Source organism: Corynebacterium sp. Marseille-P8863, assembly GCF_946902955.1.
In the GTDB taxonomy this organism is placed as follows: domain Bacteria; phylum Actinomycetota; class Actinomycetes; order Mycobacteriales; family Mycobacteriaceae; genus Corynebacterium; species Corynebacterium gottingense.
Map to the genome: position 1 here is coordinate 142703 of NZ_CAMPQC010000004.1, position 19336 is coordinate 162038.

Below are 19336 nucleotides of genomic sequence, written 5' to 3' on the forward strand. Positions count from 1 at the left end.
CACTAAAAACCTACTCGCTTGTGTTGTTGTTCGATGTATTCATCAGGATGCTGGCAATTGCCGCGACGGCCGAATCCACGTCATCGTTGACCACAACGCTATCAAACTCATCCTGAGCGTTGAGCTCTTCACGAGCCGTGGTGAGACGACGCTGAATCACGTCCTCGGTCTCGGTGCCACGCCCGGACAGGCGCTGCACCAGAATCTCCCACGACGGCGGGGCAAGGAACACCGTTCTTGCCTCCGGCATCAACTGCTTGATGTTGCGAGCCCCGGCGAGGTCAACCTCCACGAGCACGGGGCGACCGGCTGAGAGGGCCTCACGCACCGGACCGGACGGGGTGCCGGAACGCTGCAGGCCGCCGTGAATGTCGGCCCACTCCAGCATCTCCCCCGCGTCAATCCGGCGCTGGAAGTCATCAGCGCTGACGAAGAAGTAGTCCTCCCCGTCGACCTCGCCCGGGCGGGGTGCCCGGGTGGTCATAGAGACGGAGAAATAAAGATCCGGGACGTCGCTGACAAGCCGCCGCACCACTGTCGATTTCCCTACAGCGGAGGGCCCGGCCAGGACGACCAGGCTCCCACGCGGCGCTGTCTCAGCCATCTCTAGTCCTCGGAGAAGCCGAAGCGTTCCAGCAGGGCGCGACGCTGACGCTCGCCCAGGCCGCGCAGACGGCGGGTCTGTGCGATTTCCAGCTCTTCCATGATCTCGCGGGCCTTGACCTTGCCCACCTTCGGCATCGCCTCGAGCAGTGCGGAGACCTTGGTCTTGCCGATGATCTCGTCGGACTCAGCCTTGTCCAGCACGTCCTTGAGGTCGGTGTCGCCGCGCTTCAGCGAAGCCTTCAGCTCTGCGCGCTGCTTACGTGCCTCTGCCGCCTTGGCAAGTGCTGCCTTACGCTGCTCATCAGTCAACTGTGGAAGTGCCACTGGTTCCTCCATGTGTGTAGTAGTACGTATCGGTCCAGTTCTACCGAAACCGTCAAGCCGAGTCCACCACACGAATCCACAGGGCCGTTCAACAGCCCGAATGCCATCCGTGCAACTCTCAGTTCTGGCTAAGTGTAGCACTGGGTCAGATCCTCCGCGCCGACGCGCGCCGGGGAGCGTGCCCCGGCCACCGCACCGCAACCGCGGCCCGATGCGTCAAACGATTTAACCACGTCAACGCGTTGACGGAACTAAACTACCAGGGTTTTTGCCCAAAAGCGCAAACGACCCCGGCAAAGCTCCTATTTTGCCAGCTCACCGGCCCGGCCGCGAAGTTTCCCCACGTCAGGGCCAGCACTGAGCACGGACCGCGAGACGTTCGGAAACACCAGCCGCGCCTGCGCGCCGGCGATGCGCGCCACGTCATTCATCGTGGCACCCTGCGCGCCCACCCCGGGCATAAGCACCGGCGCGTTGAGGCGCTCGAGCAGGGGCGGCTTGCCGACGGTCGCGCCCACCACGACCCCGACGTGACCGACGCCGGATTCGGCATCGCCGTTGTACGCCGCGCACCCGTCGACCATGTACTGGGCGATCGTGCGGTCGTCGATAAGCGAGCTCTGGAACGCCTCCGCCTCCGGATTTGAGTTCGCGGCCATGATGAACACGCCCTTGCCGTGCTCGCCGGCCAACTCGATGGCGGGCTCCAGCGAGCCGACGCCGAGGTACGGCGTCAGCGTGACCGCGTCGGCCTCCAGCGGAGCGCCCGGCTCCAGCCAGGCGGCCGCGTAGCCGGCCATGGTCGAGCCGATGTCGCCGCGCTTTGCGTCCGCCACCGAGAGGGTGCCGCGCTCGCGCAGCGAAGCCAGCGTCTCCTCCAAGACCGCAAAGCCGCGCGCACCGAAGCGCTCAAAGAACGCGACTTGCGGCTTCACCAAGGCGACGTGCCCGGCAAACGCCTCGACGCAGATTTCCGCGAAGCGGCGCAAGCCGTTGACGGAATCTGGCAGGCCCCACTGCTGCAGCAGCGCGGCGTGTGGGTCGATGCCGACGCACAGCCGACCGTGGCGCTCGCCCGCGGCGACGAGACGATCGCCGAACCCGGGCTGCGGGGCGCTACTCGGCATCGGCGCTCGCCTCTTCCTTGGCCGCGTGCTCGAGCTCCTGAAGGCTCATCACGGTGATCTCGTTGTCCCGGATCGCCTCGATGCCCTGCACGGCCGCGGTCACGCCCTGCACCGTCGTCATGATCGGCACGCCAGCGACCACGGCCGCCGCGCGGATGTCGTAACCGTCGTGGCGGGCACCGGAGGAACCGGCCGGGGTGTTGAGGATCAGGTCGATCTCGCCGTCATTAATGCGGTCCACAATCGAGGTCCCCTCGCCGCCCTCGCGCACCTCGGAGGCCTTCTGGGCGACCTCGCACTCGATGCCGTTGCGGCGCAGCATCTGGGCGGTGCCGGCCGTAGCCACCACCTTGAAGCCCATGGTGTACAGGCGCTGGATCGGGAAGATGAGGGTGCGCTTGTCGCGGTTGGCCACCGAGACGAAGACAGTGCCCTCCGTGGGCAAGGCGCCAAACGCTGCGGTCTCCGCCTTCGCGTACGCCACGCCGAAGGACGGGGCAAGGCCCATCACCTCGCCCGTGGACTTCATCTCCGGGCCGAGGATGGTATCCAGCAGCGAGCCGTCTGGGCGACGGAAGCGCGTGAACGGGAGGACCGCCTCCTTCACCGCGATCGGGTGCTCCAGCGGGAGGGAGCCGCCGTCGTAGTCCGACGGGATCAGTCCCTCCTCGCGCAGCTGCGCGATGGAGGCGCCCATCATGATGCGCGACGCCGCCTTGGCCAGGTGCACACCCGTCGCCTTCGACACGAACGGGACGGTGCGCGAGGCGCGCGGGTTTGCCTCGATGACGTAGAGGATGTCGTCCTTGAGCGCGAACTGCACGTTCATCAGGCCCTTGACGCCGATCCCGTGCGCCAGCGCCTCCGCGGAGCGGCGCACCTTGGCAATGTCATCCGGGCCGAGTGTCATCGGCGGCAGCGCGCAACCGGAGTCGCCGGAGTGGATGCCGGCCTCCTCGATGTGCTCCATGACGCCGCCGAGGTAGACCTCGTCGCCGTCGCACAGCACGTCCACGTCGATCTCGATCGCGGAGTCCAGGAAGCGGTCTACCAGCACCGGGTGGTCCGGCGACAGCTCGGTGGCGCGCTCGATGTAGTCGTGCAGGCTCGCCTCGTCGTAGACGATCTCCATGCCGCGGCCGCCCAGCACGTAAGAAGGGCGCACGAGCACCGGGTAGCCGATGTCGTTGGCCACCTCGCGGGCCTCATCGAAGGAAGTGGCGGTGCCGTAGGCCGGTGCCGGCAGGTTCGCTGCGGTGAGCACGTCGCCGAACTCGCCGCGGTCCTCCGCCAGGTCGATGGCTTCCGGGCTGGTGCCCACGACGGGCACGCCGGCATCCGCAAGCCGCTGCGCCAGGCCCAGCGGGGTCTGGCCACCAAGCTGGACAATCACGCCAGCCACCGTGCCGGACGCCTGCTCGGCGCGGTAGATCTCCATAACGTCCTCGAACGTCAGCGGCTCGAAGTAGAGGCGGTCTGCGGTGTCGTAGTCGGTGGAGACGGTCTCCGGGTTGCAGTTGACCATCACCGTCTCGTAGCCAATGCGCGACAGCTCAAGGGCCGCGTGCACACACGAGTAGTCGAACTCGATGCCCTGGCCGATGCGGTTCGGGCCGGAGCCGAGGATGATGACCTTCTCGCGGCCAGTCTCGGCGACCTCGGACTCCGCGTCCGGGTCCATCTCGTAGGCCGAGTAGTGGTACGGCGTCTGCGCCTCGAACTCACCCGCGCAGGTGTCCACCGTCTTGAACACGGGGTGGATGTCCAGCGACCAGCGCAGGGAGCGCACGCCGTCCTCGCCGGCCAGCTCCGGGCGCAGCGCGGCGATCTGGGCGTCGGACAGCCCGTACGTCTTGGCCTCGCGGAGGAGGTCGGCGTCGAGCACGGGGGCGTCGGCAAGCGTGCTCCTGAAGTCCACGAGCGCCTGCAGCTCAGCGAGGAACCAGGGGTCGATACCGCTGGCCTCGTGCACGAGCTCGATCGACGCGCCGAGGCGCAGGGCCAGCTCGACGTCGTACATGCGCTTGTCCGTCGGCGTCTTCAGGTCATCCAGCACGGCGTTGAGGTCCTGCTCGCGGCCTTCCGCGAAGTACTCGTCGGGCTTGGTCCAGAAACCGTTCGGCTTGTCCTCCATCGAGCGCATGACCTTGTTCAGGCTCTGGATGTAGTTGCGGCCAATGCCCATGGCCTCGCCGACCGCCTTCATGGAGGTGCCGAGGGTGTCGTCGCTGCCCGGGAACTTCTCAAAGGCAAAGCGCGGCATCTTGGCAATCACGTAGTCCAGGGTCGGCTCGAACGCCGCGGGGGTCTCGCCGGTGATGTCGTTGGTGATCTCGTCGAGGGTGTAGCCGATGGCCAGCAGCGAGGCGATCTTTGCAATCGGGAAGCCAGTGGCTTTCGACGCCAGCGCGGACGAGCGCGAGACGCGGGGGTTCATCTCGATGGTGATGATGCGGCCATCGTCCGGGTTAACCGCGAACTGAATATTGCAGCCGCCGGTGTCCACGCCGACCTCGCGGATGATCGCGATGCCCTGGTTGCGCATGGTCTGGTACTCGCGGTCGGTAAGCGTCAGCGCGGGCGCCACGGTCACGGAGTCGCCGGTGTGCACGCCGAGCGCGTCAACGTTTTCGATGGACGCGATGACCACGACGTTGTCGTCGCCGTCGCGCATGAGCTCCAGCTCGTACTCCTTCCAGCCGAGGATGGATTCCTCGATGAGCACGTTGGCCTCCGGGCTGGCCTCCAGGCCGCCACCGGCGATTCGGTCCAGGTCCTCCATGGAAAACGCCAGGCCGGAGCCGAGTCCACCCATGGTGAAGGACGGGCGCACGACGACGGGCAGTCCCAGCTCGGCGACGGTCTCGTGGACCTCGTCCATGTTGAAGCAGACTCGGGAGCGCGCAGACTCGCCGCCGATTTTGGCAACGATGTCCTTGAACTTCTGGCGGTCCTCGCCGCGCTCGATGGCGTCGATATTTGCGCCGATGAGCTCCACGCCGTGCTTGGTCAGGATGCCCTGGCGGTCCAGCTGGATCGCAGCGTTGAGGGCGGTCTGGCCGCCGAGGGTTGCCAGGATGGCGTCCACCGGGGTGCCCTGTTCGGCCTCGCGGGCGAGGATCTTGTCAATGTATTCGGGCTCGATCGGCTCGACGTAGGTGTGGTCGGCGAACTCCGAGTCGGTCATGATAGTGGCCGGGTTGGAGTTGATGAGGGTCACGCGCAGGCCCTCCTCCTTAAGCACGCGGCACGCCTGGGTACCCGAGTAGTCAAACTCGCAGGCTTGACCGATGACGATTGGCCCGGAACCGATAACCAGGACGTGGTTGATGTCGTTGCGTTTCATCGTGAATTCTCCCTTGTGTTTCCTGGTTCCTGGTTACTGTGCGTTCGGGCTGTGCTGCTGCATGAGCTCGATGAACTGATCAAACAGCGGGTTCGCGTCGTGCGGTCCGGCGGCAGACTCCGGGTGGAACTGCACCGAGTAGGCCATGCCGTTTTCCAGCGCGACGCCCTCCACGGTGTCGTCGTTCAGGCAGGTGTGCGACACCACGGCCGGGCCGAAGTCCGTGTCGAATTTCTCGCCCACGCCAACGCCATCCGGCGCCTTCAGCGCGAAGCCGTGGTTTTGCGAGGTGATGTCAATCTTGCCGGTCAGGTGGTTCTTTACCGGCACGTTGATGCCGCGGTGGCCGAACTTCATCTTGAAGGTCTCCAGCCCCAGCGCGCGGCCGAGGATCTGGTTGCCAAAGCAGATGCCAAACAGCGGCAGCTTCTGCTCGAGGACCTTGCGGGTGATGTCCACCATCTCGTCGGCGGTGGCCGGGTCGCCCGGGCCGTTGGAGATGAACACGCCGTCCGGGTTGTACTGAGTGATCTCCTCAAAGGGAGTGTTCGCAGGCACGACGATGGTCTCCACCCCGCGCTTGGCCAGGTGGTTCGGGGTCGCCGTCTTCACGCCCATGTCGTACGCCACGACGGTAAAGCGCTTCTCCCCTTGCGCCTTGACCGTATACGGCTCATCCGCGCTGACCTCGGCGGACAGGTCGGCTCCAGCCATGCTCGGCTGCTCGTTTACCAGCGCCACAAGCTTATCGACGCTCTGTGCAGCATCCTCCCCCACAAAAATGCCAGCCGGAATGGAGCCGAAATTGCGCAGGTGGCGCACCACGGAGCGGGTGTCGATACCGCTGATGCCCACGATGCCCTGGTTGCGCATCTCCTCTTCCAACGAACGCTCCGCGCGCCAGCTGGAGACCCGCTTGGATAGGTCGCGGATGATCAGGCCGGCAACCCAGATGCGGTTGCCGCGGGACTCATTGTCCTCGTCGTTCCAGCCGGTATTGCCAATCTGAGGTGCCGTCATCACGACGATCTGGCGGTGGTAGGACGGGTCCGTCATGGTCTCCTGGTAGCCGCTCATGCCAGTGGTGAAGACGGCTTCGCCGTACACCGGCTCGATCGTCGCGGAGTCCTGCGAGTCGCGATCAGGCGAGACGGCGCCAAAGGCGGTTCCGCGGTAGACGTTGCCGTCTCCGAGCACGAGTGCCGCAGGGATTCGAGATTCAGTCATGGTGGTTCCTTACTTCGTGCTGGTTGTGGTGTCGCTTGGGGTGGCGCGGTAGGTCACCTCACCGCGCAGCAGCGTCAGTGCCACGCTAGTGGAAAACTCGGTGCCCTCGTAGGGCGTGTTCGAGGCCTTCGAGCGGAGCTCCTCGCCGTGTACGGTCCACGCGGCTCCCGGGTCAACGAGCACCAGGTTCGCGGGCTCGCCCTCCGCAATCGGCCGGCCCTGGTCAGCCAGGCGGAGGATCTCCGCGGGGCGCTCGCTCATTACCTTGGCCACGAAGCGCCAATCTGCCAGCCCGGATTCGACGAAGACCTTGGCAATGATGGCCAGCGAGGTCTCCAGCCCGAGCATGCCCGGCTTCGCGTGTTCGAACTCCACGCACTTGTCCTCGGAGCCGTGCGGCGCGTGGTCAGTGGCCACGACGTCCACGGTGCCGTCGAGCAGTGCGTCGCGCAGCGCGACCGTGTCGCGGGACTCGCGAAGCGGCGGGTTGACGCGGAAGACGCCGTCGTAGGTTTCCAGCTTCTCGTCCGTGAGGAGCAGGTGGTGCGGGGTAACCTCGGCGCTTACCGCGATGCCCTGGGACTTCGCCCACCGCAGCAGTTCCACGGTGCCCTCGGTCGAGGCGTGGCAGATGTGCAGGCGCCCGCCGTAGTCACGCGTCATGATCACGTCGCGTGCCACCACCGATTCCTCGGCGACGCGCGGCCAGCCGCCCAAACCGAGTCGTGCGGCCACCTCGCCCTCGTGCGCGACCGAGTCCGCGGTCATGCGGTGGTCCTCGGCGTGCTGAGCCAGCAGGACGTCGTACGCCTTCGCGTACTCCACCGCGCGGCGCATCACCTGCGGGTTGTTGACGCACTTGCCGTCGTCGGAAAACATCCGCACGTGGCCGCGGCTCATCAGGCCGATCTCGCTGAGCTGCTCACCTTGAAGCCCCTGCGTGATCGCGCCAACCGGGTACACGTCGCACTTCCCGTAGGCCTGGCCCTTTTCCCACACGGCGTCAGCCAAAAACGGCTGATCAATCACCGGGCTGGTGTTCGCCATAGTGAACACGGCGGTGAACCCACCCTTCGCGGCGGCGTCCGAGCCGGTGGCGATGGTCTCGGTGTCCTCGCGGCCCGGCTCGCGCAAGTGGACGTGCATGTCCACCAGGCCCGGCAGAAGCACCTTCCCCTGCGCGTCGATGACCTCGGCGTCGTTGGCGCCGAGGTCGGTGCCGATGGCGGTGATCACGCCGCCGTCGATAAGCACCTGCACCTCGTCCTCGCCGTACGGGCGCACGTTCTTCAACAGAATCTTTGCCATTTACTTTTCCTCTCCCGCAAGCAGCGTAAACAGCACGGCCATGCGCGTGTAGACACCGTTGGTTACCTGCTGCAACACCGCCGTGTTCTGGCGCTCCGCAACAGCAAAATTGATTTCCATTCCGCGCAGCATCGGGCCCGGGTGCATGATGATCGCGCCGTCCTTCATGCGGTCCGCGCGAGCTGCGCTCAGCCCGTACAGCGAGGCGTACTCGCGGTGCGAGGGGAAGAAGCCGCCGTGCATGCGCTCGGCCTGCACGCGGAGCATCATTACCACGTCCGCGTCCGCAATCTCCGCGTCCAAGTCGTAGGCCACGCGCGCTGGCCAGTGTTCGACCCCGGTGGGCAGCAGGGTTGGCGGCGCGACCAGCACGACCTCCGCGCCGAGCAGCGTGAGCAGGTCAACGTTGGAGCGGACCACGCGCGAGTGCACGATGTCGCCCACTATGACCACCTTGCGCCCGGCGATCTCGCCGATGCGCTGGCGCATGGTCACCGCGTCCAGCAGGGCCTGGGTCGGGTGCTGGTGCTTGCCGTCGCCGGCGTTGATGATGCTGGTCTCCGGCAGCCACTGCGTAAGCAGCTTCGCGGCACCGGATGCGGAGTGGCGCATGATGATGGCATCGGCGCCGACCGACTGCACCGTGAGCGCCGTGTCTTTGAGGGACTCGCCCTTCTTCACCGAGGAGCTGGAAGCGGAAATGTTAATCACGTCCGCGCTCATCCACTTGCCCGCGGTCTCAAACGAGGAACGCGTGCGGGTGGAGTTCTCGTAGAACAGGGTGAAGATGGTGCGCCCACGGAGTGTGGGCAACTTCTTGATGTCGCGGCCGTCCAGGGCTTCCTTGAAGCGGTCGGCCTCATCCATGATCGCGATGGCGTCGTCGCGGGTGAGATCCGCGATGTCAACGAGGTGTTTCATGCTACTTCGCCTCTCCTTCGGCGGCCGGTGCGGTCCGGCTGAGCGTGACCGCGTCGCGGGCATCAATCGGCGTGAGCGTGACGGTCACGTCCTCCGTGAGCGCGGTCGGAATGTTCTTGCCCACGTAGTCGGCGCGGATGGGCAGCTGCCTGTGCCCCCGGTCCACCAGCACCGCGAGCTGGATCGCGGCCGGGCGGCCGATGTCGCGCAGCGAGTCGAGCGCTGCCCGGATGGTGCGACCGGAGTATAGGACGTCGTCCACGAGGATCACCGTCGCGCCGTCAAGCGGCGCGGGGATGCTTGTGGGGCGCAGCGCGCGGTGCGGCTTGTCGCGCAGGTCGTCCCTGTATAGGGTCACGTCGAGACTTCCAACGGGGACCTCTACGCCGGAGAATTCCTCGACGGACGCGGCGATCCGCTGCGCCAACGGCACGCCCCCGGAGGGGATGCCAAGGAGCAATACTGGCGACGCCGGTGCGTCGCCCGCCTCTGACTTCAGCGCCGAATCCAGCGCCGTCTTTTCAATGATCTGGTGCGCGATGCGTGCGATTGTGCGCGCGACGTCGTCTGCCGTCAGCAGCTCTACGGTCGCGCGGTTATCTTCACTCATCATGCCTCCTTCCCCGCCTCACAGTGCGGAATTTAAAGGATGCTTGTCTGGTGCATGCAATATTCACAATGTGCCGTCTTCTCAAATACCCCTGGGCGCATCAGCGCCTAGGGTGGAGACTGACACACAGTCTAGCACCCGATCCGTAAACACAGTCACGGAGCAGCGACCATGGGAATCACCGCAGAGCACACCGTCCCCGCACCCCGCCTCGAGGTGTGGAATTGGCACGCGCGCCCGGGGGCGGTCACCCGGCTCACCCCGCCGTTTCTGCCCATGACAGTGGCGTCCGAGGCCGCATCGCTTCGCTCCGGAACCACCGTCTTTGCCCTCCCCGCAGGCCAGCGGTGGGTGGCGCAGCACCAGCGCGCCGGGTACGAGTTCGCCCGCTCGTTTGAGGATGTCGCCACCAACCAGTCGGTGCGCGCACTGACCAAGTGGCGCCACCGTCACACGTTCCGGGACTCAGCCGAGGACGCTGGCAGCACAGTGCTTCTCGACGCCGTGTCTACCCCCACCCCCGCCCCGCTGCTCACCCCGGCGTTTGCCTACCGCCAGCGGCAGCTGGTCGGCGACATCGCCTTCGCGCAATCACTGCCTGCTTCGACGCCCCTCGTCATCGCCCTCACCGGCTCGAGCGGGCTGGTGGGCACCCACCTCCGCGCGCAGTTGACCACCCTGGGCCACACCGTCATCCCGCTGGTCCGCCACACCGCCGGCCCCGGCGAGCGCCAGTGGAACCCGGACAACCCGCACCCCGACCTGCTCGAGGGGGTCGACGCGGTAATCCACCCGGCAGGCGAATCGATCATGGGCCGCTTCACCGATGCGAAGAAGCGCCGGATCTGGGACTCGCGCGTCGCGCCGACGCGGAAGCTCGCCGCACTCGCCGCGGAGTCGGGCGTGCGCACGTTTATCTCCGCCTCCGCCGTCGGGTACTACGGCACCGAGGCGGGCGGCTCCCCTCACGCCGAGGACGCCCACGTTGGCACCGGCTTCCTCGCCGAGGTCTGCCAGGCGTGGGAAGAGGCGGCCCGCGTTGAAGGGCTGCGCACTGTGCAGATCCGCACCGGTCTCGCACTGTCTGGAGCGGGCGGACTCCTTCCCGTGCTCAAGGCGAGCGTTTCGGCGGGGCTCGGCGCCCGATTTGGCAGCGGCGAGTTCTGGATGTCCTGGGTGAGCCTCGACGACCTCACGGACACCTACGTTCGCGCGCTCCTGGATCACACGGTGTCTGGACCGGTGAACGCGACGGCCGCGCAGCCCGTCACAAACGCGGAGATGTCCGCCACCCTCGCGGAGGTCCTCCGGCGCCCCGACGTCCTGCCCATCCCGACCTTCGGACCAAAGCTACTGCTCGGCTCGGAGGGAGCCGACGAGCTTGCGCTCGCGGACCAGCGGGTGGACGCGGCGGTCGCTCGCCAACACGGCTGGGTGCAGCGCTACCCCACGCTGCGCTCCGCGCTGGACCACGAGCTGGGACGCGAGGACCTCCTCGAGGCGTAGGCGCTACCAGGTACAGTCGTGCGTGTGACTAACAACGAACACGTACCCGACCAGACCGGCGGAGAGGCGACGATCCCGCCCACGCCGGACGAAGACACCGTTGCCAAGGTCAACGCCGACGCGCAGGCGGACCCCGCCAACCAGCTGCACCCCGTGACCATTGAAGCGGTGGCGGAGATCTTCAAGGCGGAAAACCTGGAGTACCGCGTAGAAAACGGCACCCTGCTGTCCGGATTTGTCAACGCCGCGATCGTCGTGGCGATCGACCAGGATCACCTGGTGTTCGAATCCCTGTGGCGCGGCGAGATCCCCAAGGACATGGCCTCCCACATCCTGCTCGCCACCAACGAGCACAACCAGACCCACTTCGCCCCCACGCTCCGCTTCTTCGAGCAGGGCGAGGACCACATTGCGATCAGCGCGGTGCGCTCGATGGACATTACCCACGGCGCGTCGCACAACCAGCTCGGCGCGTTCATCATGAGCTCCATCGACGTCGTGCTGCAGGCGTTCGATTTCCTGGCCACCTCGTTCCCGACCCTGGTTACATGGGAGGACCCGCACAATGAGCACTAAAGACACACAAACCTACACCTCGCTCGTAACCATTGATCGCATCGCCGATGCGATGAGCGCGCACGGTGTCACGATCGAACCCGACGCCAGCGGCCGCGCCGCGGTGGCCAACCTCAACGGGTTCAACGTCCTCTTCGTCCTGCTGGACTCCGTGGCGATCATCCGCGCGGATGCGTCGACCGAGACCCCGGCGGACAGCCCCGACCCCACGGTTTATCTCGCCGCGAACCAGGTGAACTCGACCTTCCTCGACGCACGCGCGCTCGTGGTCAACAAGGCCGACACGCTCATCGTGCGCACCGAATCGGAGACCCAGGTCGCAGCCGGCATGACCGACGAACAGCTGCAAAGCGCGCTCAAGCTGAGTATCGACGGCGTCTTGCAGGCCCAGGACGCCATGCGCGCGCTTGTCGACGAAATGACGCAGGCCCGCGAGAACCGCGACTAGGACTCGGCGAGGCGTTTGAGTTCCTCGTCCTTGTCAAAGGTGGCTTCCGGCCACGTGAGGTCGAGGGACGCGAGGGCGTCGACAAGCAAGGTTTTGACCACGGCACGGCAATACTTCTTGTTGTCGGAGGGGATGCAGTACCAGGGGGCCTCATCCGTCGAGGTCCTGGTCAGCGCGATTTGGTAGGCGGCCATGTACTGCGACCACAATCTGCGGTCATCAATATCGCCCGGGTTGTACTTCCAGTGCTTGTCCGCCCGCTCGATGCGGTCTTTCAAGTTTTCCGCCTGGAAATCGCGGGAAATGTGCGGCATCACCTTGATGATCTTGGTGCCGCGGGCGGCCGCCTCCTTTTCAAAGTCCACGATCGCGCCGTAGCGGCGCTCGATTTCCTCCGGCGGCGCCATCTGCTTCACGCGCTGCACCAGCACGTCCTCGTAGTGTGAACGGTCGAAAACGCTGACCCCGCCCGGCTCGGGCAGGTGCGGGTAGAAACGCCAGAGGAAGTCGTGCTCTGCCTCCTCCTCGGTCGGCTTGCCAAACGCCTGAATGTGGACGCCCTGGGGATCCATTGTCTGCCCCACCACGTGCCGGATGAGGCCGCCCTTGCCGGACGTGTCCATTCCTTGCAACACCAAGAGGACCGAACCGGCGTCCTCGTTTCCCGCGCGGCCGTTGGCAAAGAGCAGCTTGTGGAGCTCGCTCAGCTCATCGTCGTACGCGTTGAACGCGTCGTCCACGTCGGACACGCCTGGGGTGGCGGCCGGGTCGACATCGTCGAGTTGAAAGTTGGGCCCGACCATGAACGACTTCGCGTCTTCGATCGTCACCTTGGACATGGTTCCTCCTGTGTTGCTCCCCTACGGTGCTGTATCTGTCAACGCAGGATACAGCGAAAGGTGCCCGCCTTTCGGCGAACACCTTCACGTTCTTTCACGTTCTTCTCGTTGCTGCCTAGTTTTCCAGCTTCTCGGCGACAGCGGAGCGCGATTCGGGCGGGACCGCGGCGCCGGCGACGACAGCGGTGACGGCGCGCTGCGCATCATCGGCAGACGTTGCCTCCTGCTCGCCGACACCAGCTTCCTCGGTACCCTCGGCGCCCTCAGCGCCCACAGCATCCTCAGTGTCGTCGGCGAACGGTGCCTCCGGGGCGCCGCGCTGCGCGATACCGTCGAGCACGACGTTGATGTACGGCGACGCCGCCGCACCGGAGTACTCCGCCGCCATCTCCACGCCTTCCTTAATTGAAATCGGCGCGTCAACGTCCTCGTTGTACATGATCTCCCACGCACAGACGCGGAGGATCTGCCGATCCACGGCTGGCAAGCGGAACAGCTCCCAGTCATCCACCAGGTAGCGCTCAATGGCATCGTCCAGGTCGTCGAGCTGCTCGGCGGCTCCGGAGATGATCTGGCGGGTGTAGTCCGCCACCGGCGCCACCGAGTTCTGTGGGTTTCGGGACAGCTCCGCCCGGTCTTCTACAATTTCCACCGGATCCACGTCGCGCGTTTCGGCCTCAAAGAGGATGTCCACCGCGCGGCGGCGGGCGCGGTAGCGCGCCCCGTGGCGTTTGTAGTCAGGCATTAGTTGCTCACGCGAGAGAGGTACTCACCCGTGCGAGTGTCCACCTTGACCACGTTGCCGGTCTCCAGGAACAGCGGAACCTGGATCTCAGCACCGGTCTCCAGCGTCGCCGGCTTGGTGCCGCCGGAGGAGCGGTCGCCCTGCAGGCCCGGCTCGGTGTGCTCGACCTTGAGGTCGACGGAGATCGGCAGCTCGGCGAACAGCGCCTCACCCTCGTGGAAAGAAACCTGCACGCGCATGTTCTCCAGCAGGAAGCGTGCCGCGTCGCCGAACTTGTCAGCGGGCAGCTCGAACTGCTCGAAGGTCTTGTCGTCCATGACGACGTAGCTCGTGCCGTCGTTGTACAGGTAAGTCATGTCGCGGCGGTCCACGGTCGCGGTCTCGACCTTCACACCGGCATTCCAGGTCTTGTCAACGGTCTTGCCGGTGACAACGTCCTTGAGCTTCGTGCGCACGAATGCGGGGCCCTTACCCGGCTTGACGTGCTGGAACTCAATGATCTGCTGGAGCTTGCCCTCGTTCTTGAGTACGAGGCCGTTCTTGAAATCGGCGGTAGTTGCCACGTGAAACCTTTCTTCTGGCGTGCCACAAAGCGTGGCTCAACGATGTTGAGACAGTGCGTTCAACAGTGTGCAAACACAACGATGCTACAGCACTGTCAAGTCCTTGGGGAACTTCGTGATCACCTTCGGCGTGCCGGAGGTGATGAACAGGGTGTCCTCGATCCTCACGCCGCCGCGCCCCGGAACGTAAATCCCCGGCTCAATGGTCAACGTCATCCCTTCCTGCAGCGTACCTTTGCCGGTCTTCGCTGCGTACGGCGCCTCGTGGACGTCCAGGCCCACGCCGTGCCCGGTGGAGTGGACAAAGTACTCGCCGTACCCGGCAGCCTCGATCACGTCGCGGCAAGCGGCATCCACGTCGACCAGCTTCGCCCCCGGTACCGCCGCGCGAACGCCGGCGAGCTGGGACTGCAGGGTGACCTCGTAGATCTCGCGCAGGAAATCGTTCGGCTCCCCCAGCGCGAACGTGCGCGTCATGTCGGAGTTGAAGCCGAGTCGGAACATGCCGTAGTCAATGGTGACCAGGTCGCCCGTTTCCAGCGTCCGCTCGCCGGCGCCGTGGTGCGGCTTGGCAGAGTTCGGCCCGGAGGCGACGATGGTGTCAAAGCTGGGGCGCTCCGCGCCAAGTTTGCGCATGCGGTATTCCAGGTCCGCAGCGACGTCGCGTTCGGAGCGCCCGGGGGCGAGCTCGCCGGCGTCGATAAGCTGCTCGAGCGCCTGCGTGGCCAAATCGGCCGCCTCCTCGAGTCTGGTCAGCTCGAGCTGGTCCTTGAGCAGGCGGATCTCCTCGACCGCGCCACTGACGGGCACCAGCGTAACGCCCTCCGGGCAGGCCTTGCGCAGCGCTTCCAGCTCGGAGACGCTAACGTAGTCGGCCTCGAAGCCCACGCGGTGGCCGTCCACCACTCCCGCCAGCAGCTCGGTGGCCACCTTGCGGGTGATCGTTGCCGGGACGTCAGGGACCTCTTCCGAAATCTGCGTGGCGTAGCGTCCATCTGTCGCCACCTTCGCGGTACGGTCCTTGGACACCAGCAGGGTGCCGTTGGAGCCGGTAAAGCCGGAGAAGTAGCGCACGTGGATCAGGTGGGTCAGCAACATGTCGTCGATCCGCTGCGCCGCCAGGCTCGAGGCCAGCTTGCGGCGCCGGGTTTCAAAACGAGTATCTGCCAGTGACATTCTTTCCTCCTGACGCGAGTTGTACGTGAAAGTTCTACTCTACGTTGTTGGCAAAATATTCGAGGGCGAGCAGATAGCCCTGCGTGCCAAGCCCTACGATTACACCGCGCGCGATCGGCGACAGGTACGAGTGGTGGCGGAACTCCTCCCTCGCGTGCACGTTGGAAATGTGCAGCTCAATGAACCCGCGATGGTCCGTCAGCTCCACGAGCGCATCGCGCAGCGCCACCGAGGTGTGCGTCCACCCGCCCGGGTTGATGATGACGGGCCAGCGTTTGTCTGCAGCCTCGTGGACCCAGTCCAGCATCTCGCCCTCTTGGTTGGTCTGGCGCACCTCGACCTCCACACCGAGCTCGGCTGCGCGATCGTGCAGCCGCTTCTCGACGTCCCCCAGCGTCTCACTCCCGTACACCTCCGGCTGCCGCTTGCCGAGCCGGTTGAGGTTCGGGCCATTGAGCACAAGAATTTTCACAGTTACGCCTCCTGGGTGGGTTGGGAAATTGCGTCGTACGCCGCGCGCATCTCCTCGACGGTTGCATCCTCGAGCCGCGTGCACGAGCCGAGGGCGTTGAGCACCACGAAGCGGATGCGGCCGTCGCGGTTCTTCTTGTCGTGCGTCATCGCCTCGTATAGCTCGTCGAAGGCGCCCGGTTCGTACGAAGTGGGCAGGCCGACAAGGGTGAGGATCTCGCGGTGGAGGTCCAGCAGGGTGGCGTCGATAAGCCCGCGCTCGTGCGCGAGGTGCGCCGCAAACATCATGCCGACACTGACCGCGTTGCCGTGGCGCCAGGTGTATTGCTCGCGACGCTCGATAGCGTGGCCGAGCGTGTGCCCGTAGTTGAGGATTTCGCGCAGCCCGGATTCGGTGAGGTCGCGGCTGACCACGGCCGCCTTGACGGCGACGGAGCGGCGCACCAGCTCCTCCCAATTCCACTCACCGCGGGCGCTGCCGTCGCGGTAGAGGTCGAGGATCTTCGGGTCCGCGATAAAACCGGTCTTGACCAACTCGGCGGAGCCGGACACGATCTCCTCCTCCGGCAGCGTAAAGATCCGCTCGAGGTCAATGAACACGGAGTCCGGCTCATGGAACGCGCCGACTAGATTCTTCCCTACCTCGGTGTTCATGCCGGTCTTGCCGCCCACAGCGGCGTCCACCATCGCGAGCAGCGTGGTCGGAACCTGGATGACCTTGATGCCGCGCATCCACGTCGCGGCGACGAAACCCGCAATGTCTGTTGCCGCGCCGCCGCCGAGGCCGATCACCGCATCCTGGCGCGAGAAGCCGCTCGTACCCAGGAGGTCCCACAGCGTGCTTGCCGTGTCCAGGGACTTGCCCGCCTCCGCGTCCGGGATCTCCGCCATCACCGGCTGAACGCCCACGGCCTCGAGGTCGCCCGCGATGCCACGCGCCACCGCCTTGAGCGCAGCCTGGTGCACGATCGCCACCTTGCGCGCCCCAATCTCTTTGGCGCGAGGCGCGACCTGATCAGTAATGCGGTGCGCGATGTGGATGGTGTACGGCGAAGGCCCGGTGACCTCGACGTGTGCCATAGTGTGCTCCTTTGTGGACGGGTGCGAGTGTGGTCCGATTCTTCCCCAGAATGCCCTCGTGCGCCTGCTCCGGCACGCGCTTGTCCGCGCCTACTCCTCCGAGGACTCGATGATCCCCAGAATCTCCGCGACCACACGCTGTGGGGGGCGCTGGTCCGTGCGAACGCGGTAGTCCGCAACCTCGCGGTAGAACGGCTCGCGGGTAGCCAGGAGGTCGCGGTAGTGCTGCGCTGGGTCATCCGCGTTGAGGACTGGACGCGACGTCTCGTTCGCGGTCCTGCGGATGCCCTCCTCCGCACTCACGTCGATCCACACCACCGTGTGGCGCTGCAGCAGCTGGCGCGTCGAGGCGGTGAGGATTGCCCCTCCGCCCAGGCTCACTACGCCGCCGGTCGCGAGAGCGCGTGCAACGCACCCTGCCTCGATCTCACGGAAGCGCTCCTCACCGACCTCGGAGAAGATTTCCCCGCAGGCTTTGCCCTCGGATTGCTCGATGAGCAGATCAGAGTCCACGATCGGCAGGTTCAGGGCGCTGGCAATCCGGCGCCCGATCGTCGATTTTCCGGCGCCCGGCGGGCCGACCAGCACGATCCTGGGGACGGACGCAACGACGGAGGCCTGCGCAGTGGGCTGGGAATCCGGCGAGGTATCCAGCTCGGGGGTGGTCGCTTCGTCGCGCTCCTGCGCTGACTCAGTGAACGTCATTGGCGTTGCCTTCCTTCTTCTCTCCTGCCGCCTCATGCACCGCGCCGTCTGCAAAATTGAGGCGGCGGCGCACGTCTTCGTTGTACGCGTCGATGTTGCGCTTCGTCTCCTCAAGGCTGTCGCCGCCGAACTTTTCCAGCACCGCGCGCGCAAGCACGAGCGCCACCATAGCCTCGGCGACCACGCCGCCGGCGGGGACGGCGCACACGTCGGAGCGCTGGTGAATGCCCGTCGCGGCCTCGCCCGTGGACATGTCGACCGTCTGTAGGGCTCGGGGCACGGTGGAGATCGGCTTCATCGCCGCACGCACGCGCAGCTGCTCACCGTTCGTCATCCCGCCCTCCAAGCCGCCCGCGCGGTTAGTCAGGCGGTGCACGCCGTCCTCGTCGCGCACCATTTCGTCGTGGGCCTCGGACCCGCGTCGGCGGGCTTCCTCGAAGCCGTCGCCAATCTCCACGCCCTTGACCGACTGGATCCCCATGAGCGCGGCAGCGAGCTGCGAGTCCAGGCGGTGGTCGCCAGAGATGTGGGACCCGAGCCCGATGGGCAGGCCATCCACGATGACCTCGACGATGCCACCAAGGGTGTCACCCGACTTCTTGGCCGCCTCGATGCAGGACATCATGTCCTCCTCGTCCTCCTTGGAGTACGCGCGCACCGGGGAGGCATCAATCGCATCGATGTCTGCAAACGTCGGCGCGGGGCCTGTGTACGGCGCAGACTCGCCGATCGAGATCACGTGCGAGAACACTTCGACGCCCAACGTCTCGCGCAGCAGCGAGCGCGCGACAGTTGCCGCCGCGACGCGTGCCGCAGTCTCGCGAGCGGAGGAGCGCTCCAGGACCGGCCGAGCGGAATCGAACCCATACTTGAGCATGCCGGCAAAGTCCGCGTGGCCCGGACGCGGGCGAGTCAGGCGCGCCCCGCGCCCGGACGACATCGCCTTTGCCACCTCGTTATCTTCCATATCCAGCGGGTGCGGCGACATGATCGTCGTCCACTTTGCCCACTCGGAATTGCCAATTTGAATAGCGATTGGGCTGCCGAGCGTTCTGCCGTGCAAAATGCCTGTGAGCAGCGTCAGCTCGTCCGCTTCAAACTTCATGCGCGCGCCACGGCCGTATCCAAGTCGGCGGCGGGCGAGGTGGTGCCCGATCTCCTCCTGGGTCACCGACACTCCGGCGGGCATATTTTCAATGAGCGCAATCAGCGCTTGTCCATGGGATTCCCCAGCGGTAGTCCAACGAAGCATGAAGGCATTGTCTCACAACGTCGCCGCGATCGAGCTCTTTAGCCCAACAAATGTTCCAACGGCCCAAGCCGCTGCCAGCATCTGGGGGCCGTGCGGCAGTGCCGCTCGCCCTGCCATCCACCCGCGCACAACCGTGAGCAGTCCCGCGAGCCCTACCGCGGCGAGCACCGCGAACGGACCTCCAAGCGCAGCGAGAAGCACTCCGAGCGGGACGGCAAGCTTTACATCACCGCCGCCCATGCCGGGGCCAGCGAGGTAGGCGGCAGGCCACACAAGGCCCCACGCGAGGTACGGCGAGGCGACGCAGGCTGCCAGGGCAACGAGCGCGGGCGGGACCGTCAGCCCATTGGGCAAACGTGAGTGCCTCGCGTCAATGCGCGCGATCGCCATGCTCCACCCGACGAACGTGCACAGCGCCAGCCAGGTGACGCCGGCTGGCCCAAATAATGCGAATTCCGCGCTGAAGAGCGCTCCCCCAATCCCCATGGGGTGAAAGTCTAGGCCGC

The 19336-nt window shown here is 65.8% G+C and carries 20 protein-coding genes; 3 read left to right on the forward strand and 17 right to left on the reverse strand.

Features of this window, described 5'->3' with window-relative positions:
* Window positions 1-10: 10 nt before the first annotated feature.
* The 8 genes from gmk to pyrR form a co-directional block, all read right to left on the reverse strand.
* The gene (gmk, locus tag OVO38_RS04610; protein ID WP_095553735.1) at window positions 11-604 is read right to left on the reverse strand and encodes a guanylate kinase; all 594 of its coding nucleotides are present in this window, start codon (window positions 602-604) and stop codon (window positions 11-13) included.
* A 2-nt stretch (window positions 605-606) separates the two neighbouring features.
* Window positions 607-930 (reverse strand): integration host factor, actinobacterial type, encoded by a 324-nt coding sequence (gene mihF, locus OVO38_RS04615; protein ID WP_095276401.1) that lies wholly within the window; start codon window positions 928-930, stop codon window positions 607-609.
* 302 nt (window positions 931-1232) lie between these two features.
* Entirely contained in the window at window positions 1233-2057 is an 825-nt protein-coding gene (pyrF, locus tag OVO38_RS04620; RefSeq protein WP_267207857.1) for an orotidine-5'-phosphate decarboxylase, read from the reverse strand.
* Window positions 2047-5403, reverse strand: a complete 3357-nt coding sequence (gene carB, locus OVO38_RS04625) for a carbamoyl-phosphate synthase large subunit (protein ID WP_267207858.1) — start codon at window positions 5401-5403, stop codon at window positions 2047-2049. Before carB ends, pyrF begins: the two co-directional genes overlap by 11 nt.
* A 33-nt stretch (window positions 5404-5436) precedes the next feature.
* On the reverse strand, window positions 5437-6630 hold the full coding sequence (gene carA / locus OVO38_RS04630; RefSeq protein WP_267207859.1) for a glutamine-hydrolyzing carbamoyl-phosphate synthase small subunit: 1194 nt from the start codon (window positions 6628-6630) through the stop codon (window positions 5437-5439).
* 9 nt (window positions 6631-6639) lie between these two features.
* The gene (locus OVO38_RS04635; protein WP_267207860.1) at window positions 6640-7938 is read right to left on the reverse strand and encodes a dihydroorotase; all 1299 of its coding nucleotides are present in this window, start codon (window positions 7936-7938) and stop codon (window positions 6640-6642) included.
* Window positions 7939-8859: an aspartate carbamoyltransferase catalytic subunit gene (locus OVO38_RS04640; RefSeq protein ID WP_095276387.1), complete on the reverse strand. Its 921-nt coding sequence runs from the start codon at window positions 8857-8859 to the stop codon at window positions 7939-7941. It lies immediately after the preceding gene.
* Between the two features lies 1 nt (window position 8860).
* The gene (gene pyrR / locus OVO38_RS04645; protein WP_095276762.1) at window positions 8861-9469 is read right to left on the reverse strand and encodes a bifunctional pyr operon transcriptional regulator/uracil phosphoribosyltransferase PyrR; all 609 of its coding nucleotides are present in this window, start codon (window positions 9467-9469) and stop codon (window positions 8861-8863) included.
* A 171-nt stretch (window positions 9470-9640) separates the two neighbouring features.
* On the opposite strand from pyrR, the gene OVO38_RS04650 reads away from it, so the two are divergent.
* Genes OVO38_RS04650 through OVO38_RS04660 form a run of 3 tightly spaced genes read left to right on the forward strand, consistent with a single transcriptional unit; the run spans window position 9641 to window position 11999 of the window.
* The gene (locus OVO38_RS04650; protein ID WP_267207861.1) at window positions 9641-10975 is read left to right on the forward strand and encodes a TIGR01777 family oxidoreductase; all 1335 of its coding nucleotides are present in this window, start codon (window positions 9641-9643) and stop codon (window positions 10973-10975) included.
* Between the two features lie 24 nt (window positions 10976-10999).
* A complete protein-coding gene (locus OVO38_RS04655; protein ID WP_267207862.1) occupies window positions 11000-11551 on the forward strand; it encodes a YbjN domain-containing protein in 552 nt (183 codons plus the stop codon).
* The gene (locus OVO38_RS04660; RefSeq protein WP_095536635.1) at window positions 11541-11999 is read left to right on the forward strand and encodes a YbjN domain-containing protein; all 459 of its coding nucleotides are present in this window, start codon (window positions 11541-11543) and stop codon (window positions 11997-11999) included. The genes OVO38_RS04655 and OVO38_RS04660 overlap by 11 nt, the downstream gene beginning before the upstream one ends.
* On the opposite strand, the gene OVO38_RS04665 is transcribed toward OVO38_RS04660, so the two are convergent.
* From OVO38_RS04665 to OVO38_RS04705, 9 genes are all read right to left on the reverse strand, one after another.
* Window positions 11996-12838 (reverse strand): PPK2 family polyphosphate kinase, encoded by an 843-nt coding sequence (locus tag OVO38_RS04665; RefSeq protein WP_095536636.1) that lies wholly within the window; start codon window positions 12836-12838, stop codon window positions 11996-11998. The genes OVO38_RS04660 and OVO38_RS04665 overlap by 4 nt on opposite strands.
* 115 nt (window positions 12839-12953) lie before the next feature.
* Window positions 12954-13583: a transcription antitermination factor NusB gene (gene nusB / locus OVO38_RS04670; RefSeq protein WP_095536637.1), complete on the reverse strand. Its 630-nt coding sequence runs from the start codon at window positions 13581-13583 to the stop codon at window positions 12954-12956.
* On the reverse strand, window positions 13583-14146 hold the full coding sequence (gene efp, locus OVO38_RS04675) for an elongation factor P (RefSeq protein ID WP_095276375.1): 564 nt from the start codon (window positions 14144-14146) through the stop codon (window positions 13583-13585). Before efp ends, nusB begins: the two co-directional genes overlap by 1 nt.
* Window positions 14147-14230: 84 nt before the next feature.
* Window positions 14231-15322 carry an aminopeptidase P family protein gene (locus OVO38_RS04680; RefSeq protein WP_267207863.1) on the reverse strand — a complete coding sequence of 364 codons (1092 nt, stop codon included), beginning with the start codon at window positions 15320-15322 and terminating at the stop codon, window positions 14231-14233.
* A 34-nt stretch (window positions 15323-15356) separates the two neighbouring features.
* A complete protein-coding gene (aroQ, locus tag OVO38_RS04685) occupies window positions 15357-15794 on the reverse strand; it encodes a type II 3-dehydroquinate dehydratase (protein ID WP_095276369.1) in 438 nt (145 codons plus the stop codon).
* Window positions 15795-15796: 2 nt separating this feature from the next.
* Window positions 15797-16873, reverse strand: coding sequence for a 3-dehydroquinate synthase (gene aroB, locus OVO38_RS04690; RefSeq protein ID WP_267207864.1), 1077 nt, complete (start codon window positions 16871-16873; stop codon window positions 15797-15799).
* Window positions 16874-16963: 90 nt separating this feature from the next.
* The gene (locus tag OVO38_RS04695) at window positions 16964-17578 is read right to left on the reverse strand and encodes a shikimate kinase (RefSeq protein ID WP_095536641.1); all 615 of its coding nucleotides are present in this window, start codon (window positions 17576-17578) and stop codon (window positions 16964-16966) included.
* Entirely contained in the window at window positions 17565-18830 is a 1266-nt protein-coding gene (gene aroC, locus OVO38_RS04700; RefSeq protein ID WP_267207865.1) for a chorismate synthase, read from the reverse strand. The genes OVO38_RS04695 and aroC overlap by 14 nt, the downstream gene beginning before the upstream one ends.
* Before the next feature lie 12 nt (window positions 18831-18842).
* Window positions 18843-19316, reverse strand: a complete 474-nt coding sequence (locus OVO38_RS04705) for a prepilin peptidase (RefSeq protein WP_267207866.1) — start codon at window positions 19314-19316, stop codon at window positions 18843-18845.
* Window positions 19317-19336 lie beyond the last annotated feature (20 nt).

Coding starts and splice junctions, on each gene's coding strand:
- gmk (WP_095553735.1), bottom strand. CDS start 604: ATGGCTGAGACAGCGCCGCGTGGGAGCCTGGTCGTCCTGGCCGGGCCC.
- pyrF (WP_267207857.1), bottom strand. CDS start 2,057: ATGCCGAGTAGCGCCCCGCAGCCCGGGTTCGGCGATCGTCTCGTCGCC.
- carB (WP_267207858.1), bottom strand. CDS start 5,403: ATGAAACGCAACGACATCAACCACGTCCTGGTTATCGGTTCCGGGCCA.
- carA (WP_267207859.1), bottom strand. CDS start 6,630: ATGACTGAATCTCGAATCCCTGCGGCACTCGTGCTCGGAGACGGCAAC.
- OVO38_RS04635 (WP_267207860.1), bottom strand. CDS start 7,938: ATGGCAAAGATTCTGTTGAAGAACGTGCGCCCGTACGGCGAGGACGAG.
- OVO38_RS04640 (WP_095276387.1), bottom strand. CDS start 8,859: ATGAAACACCTCGTTGACATCGCGGATCTCACCCGCGACGACGCCATC.
- pyrR (WP_095276762.1), bottom strand. CDS start 9,469: ATGAGTGAAGATAACCGCGCGACCGTAGAGCTGCTGACGGCAGACGAC.
- OVO38_RS04650 (WP_267207861.1), top strand. CDS start 9,641: ATGGGAATCACCGCAGAGCACACCGTCCCCGCACCCCGCCTCGAGGTG.
- OVO38_RS04660 (WP_095536635.1), top strand. CDS start 11,541: ATGAGCACTAAAGACACACAAACCTACACCTCGCTCGTAACCATTGAT.
- OVO38_RS04665 (WP_095536636.1), bottom strand. CDS start 12,838: ATGTCCAAGGTGACGATCGAAGACGCGAAGTCGTTCATGGTCGGGCCC.
- nusB (WP_095536637.1), bottom strand. CDS start 13,583: ATGCCTGACTACAAACGCCACGGGGCGCGCTACCGCGCCCGCCGCCGC.
- OVO38_RS04680 (WP_267207863.1), bottom strand. CDS start 15,322: ATGTCACTGGCAGATACTCGTTTTGAAACCCGGCGCCGCAAGCTGGCC.
- aroB (WP_267207864.1), bottom strand. CDS start 16,873: ATGGCACACGTCGAGGTCACCGGGCCTTCGCCGTACACCATCCACATC.
- OVO38_RS04695 (WP_095536641.1), bottom strand. CDS start 17,578: ATGACGTTCACTGAGTCAGCGCAGGAGCGCGACGAAGCGACCACCCCC.
- aroC (WP_267207865.1), bottom strand. CDS start 18,830: ATGCTTCGTTGGACTACCGCTGGGGAATCCCATGGACAAGCGCTGATT.
- OVO38_RS04705 (WP_267207866.1), bottom strand. CDS start 19,316: ATGGGGATTGGGGGAGCGCTCTTCAGCGCGGAATTCGCATTATTTGGG.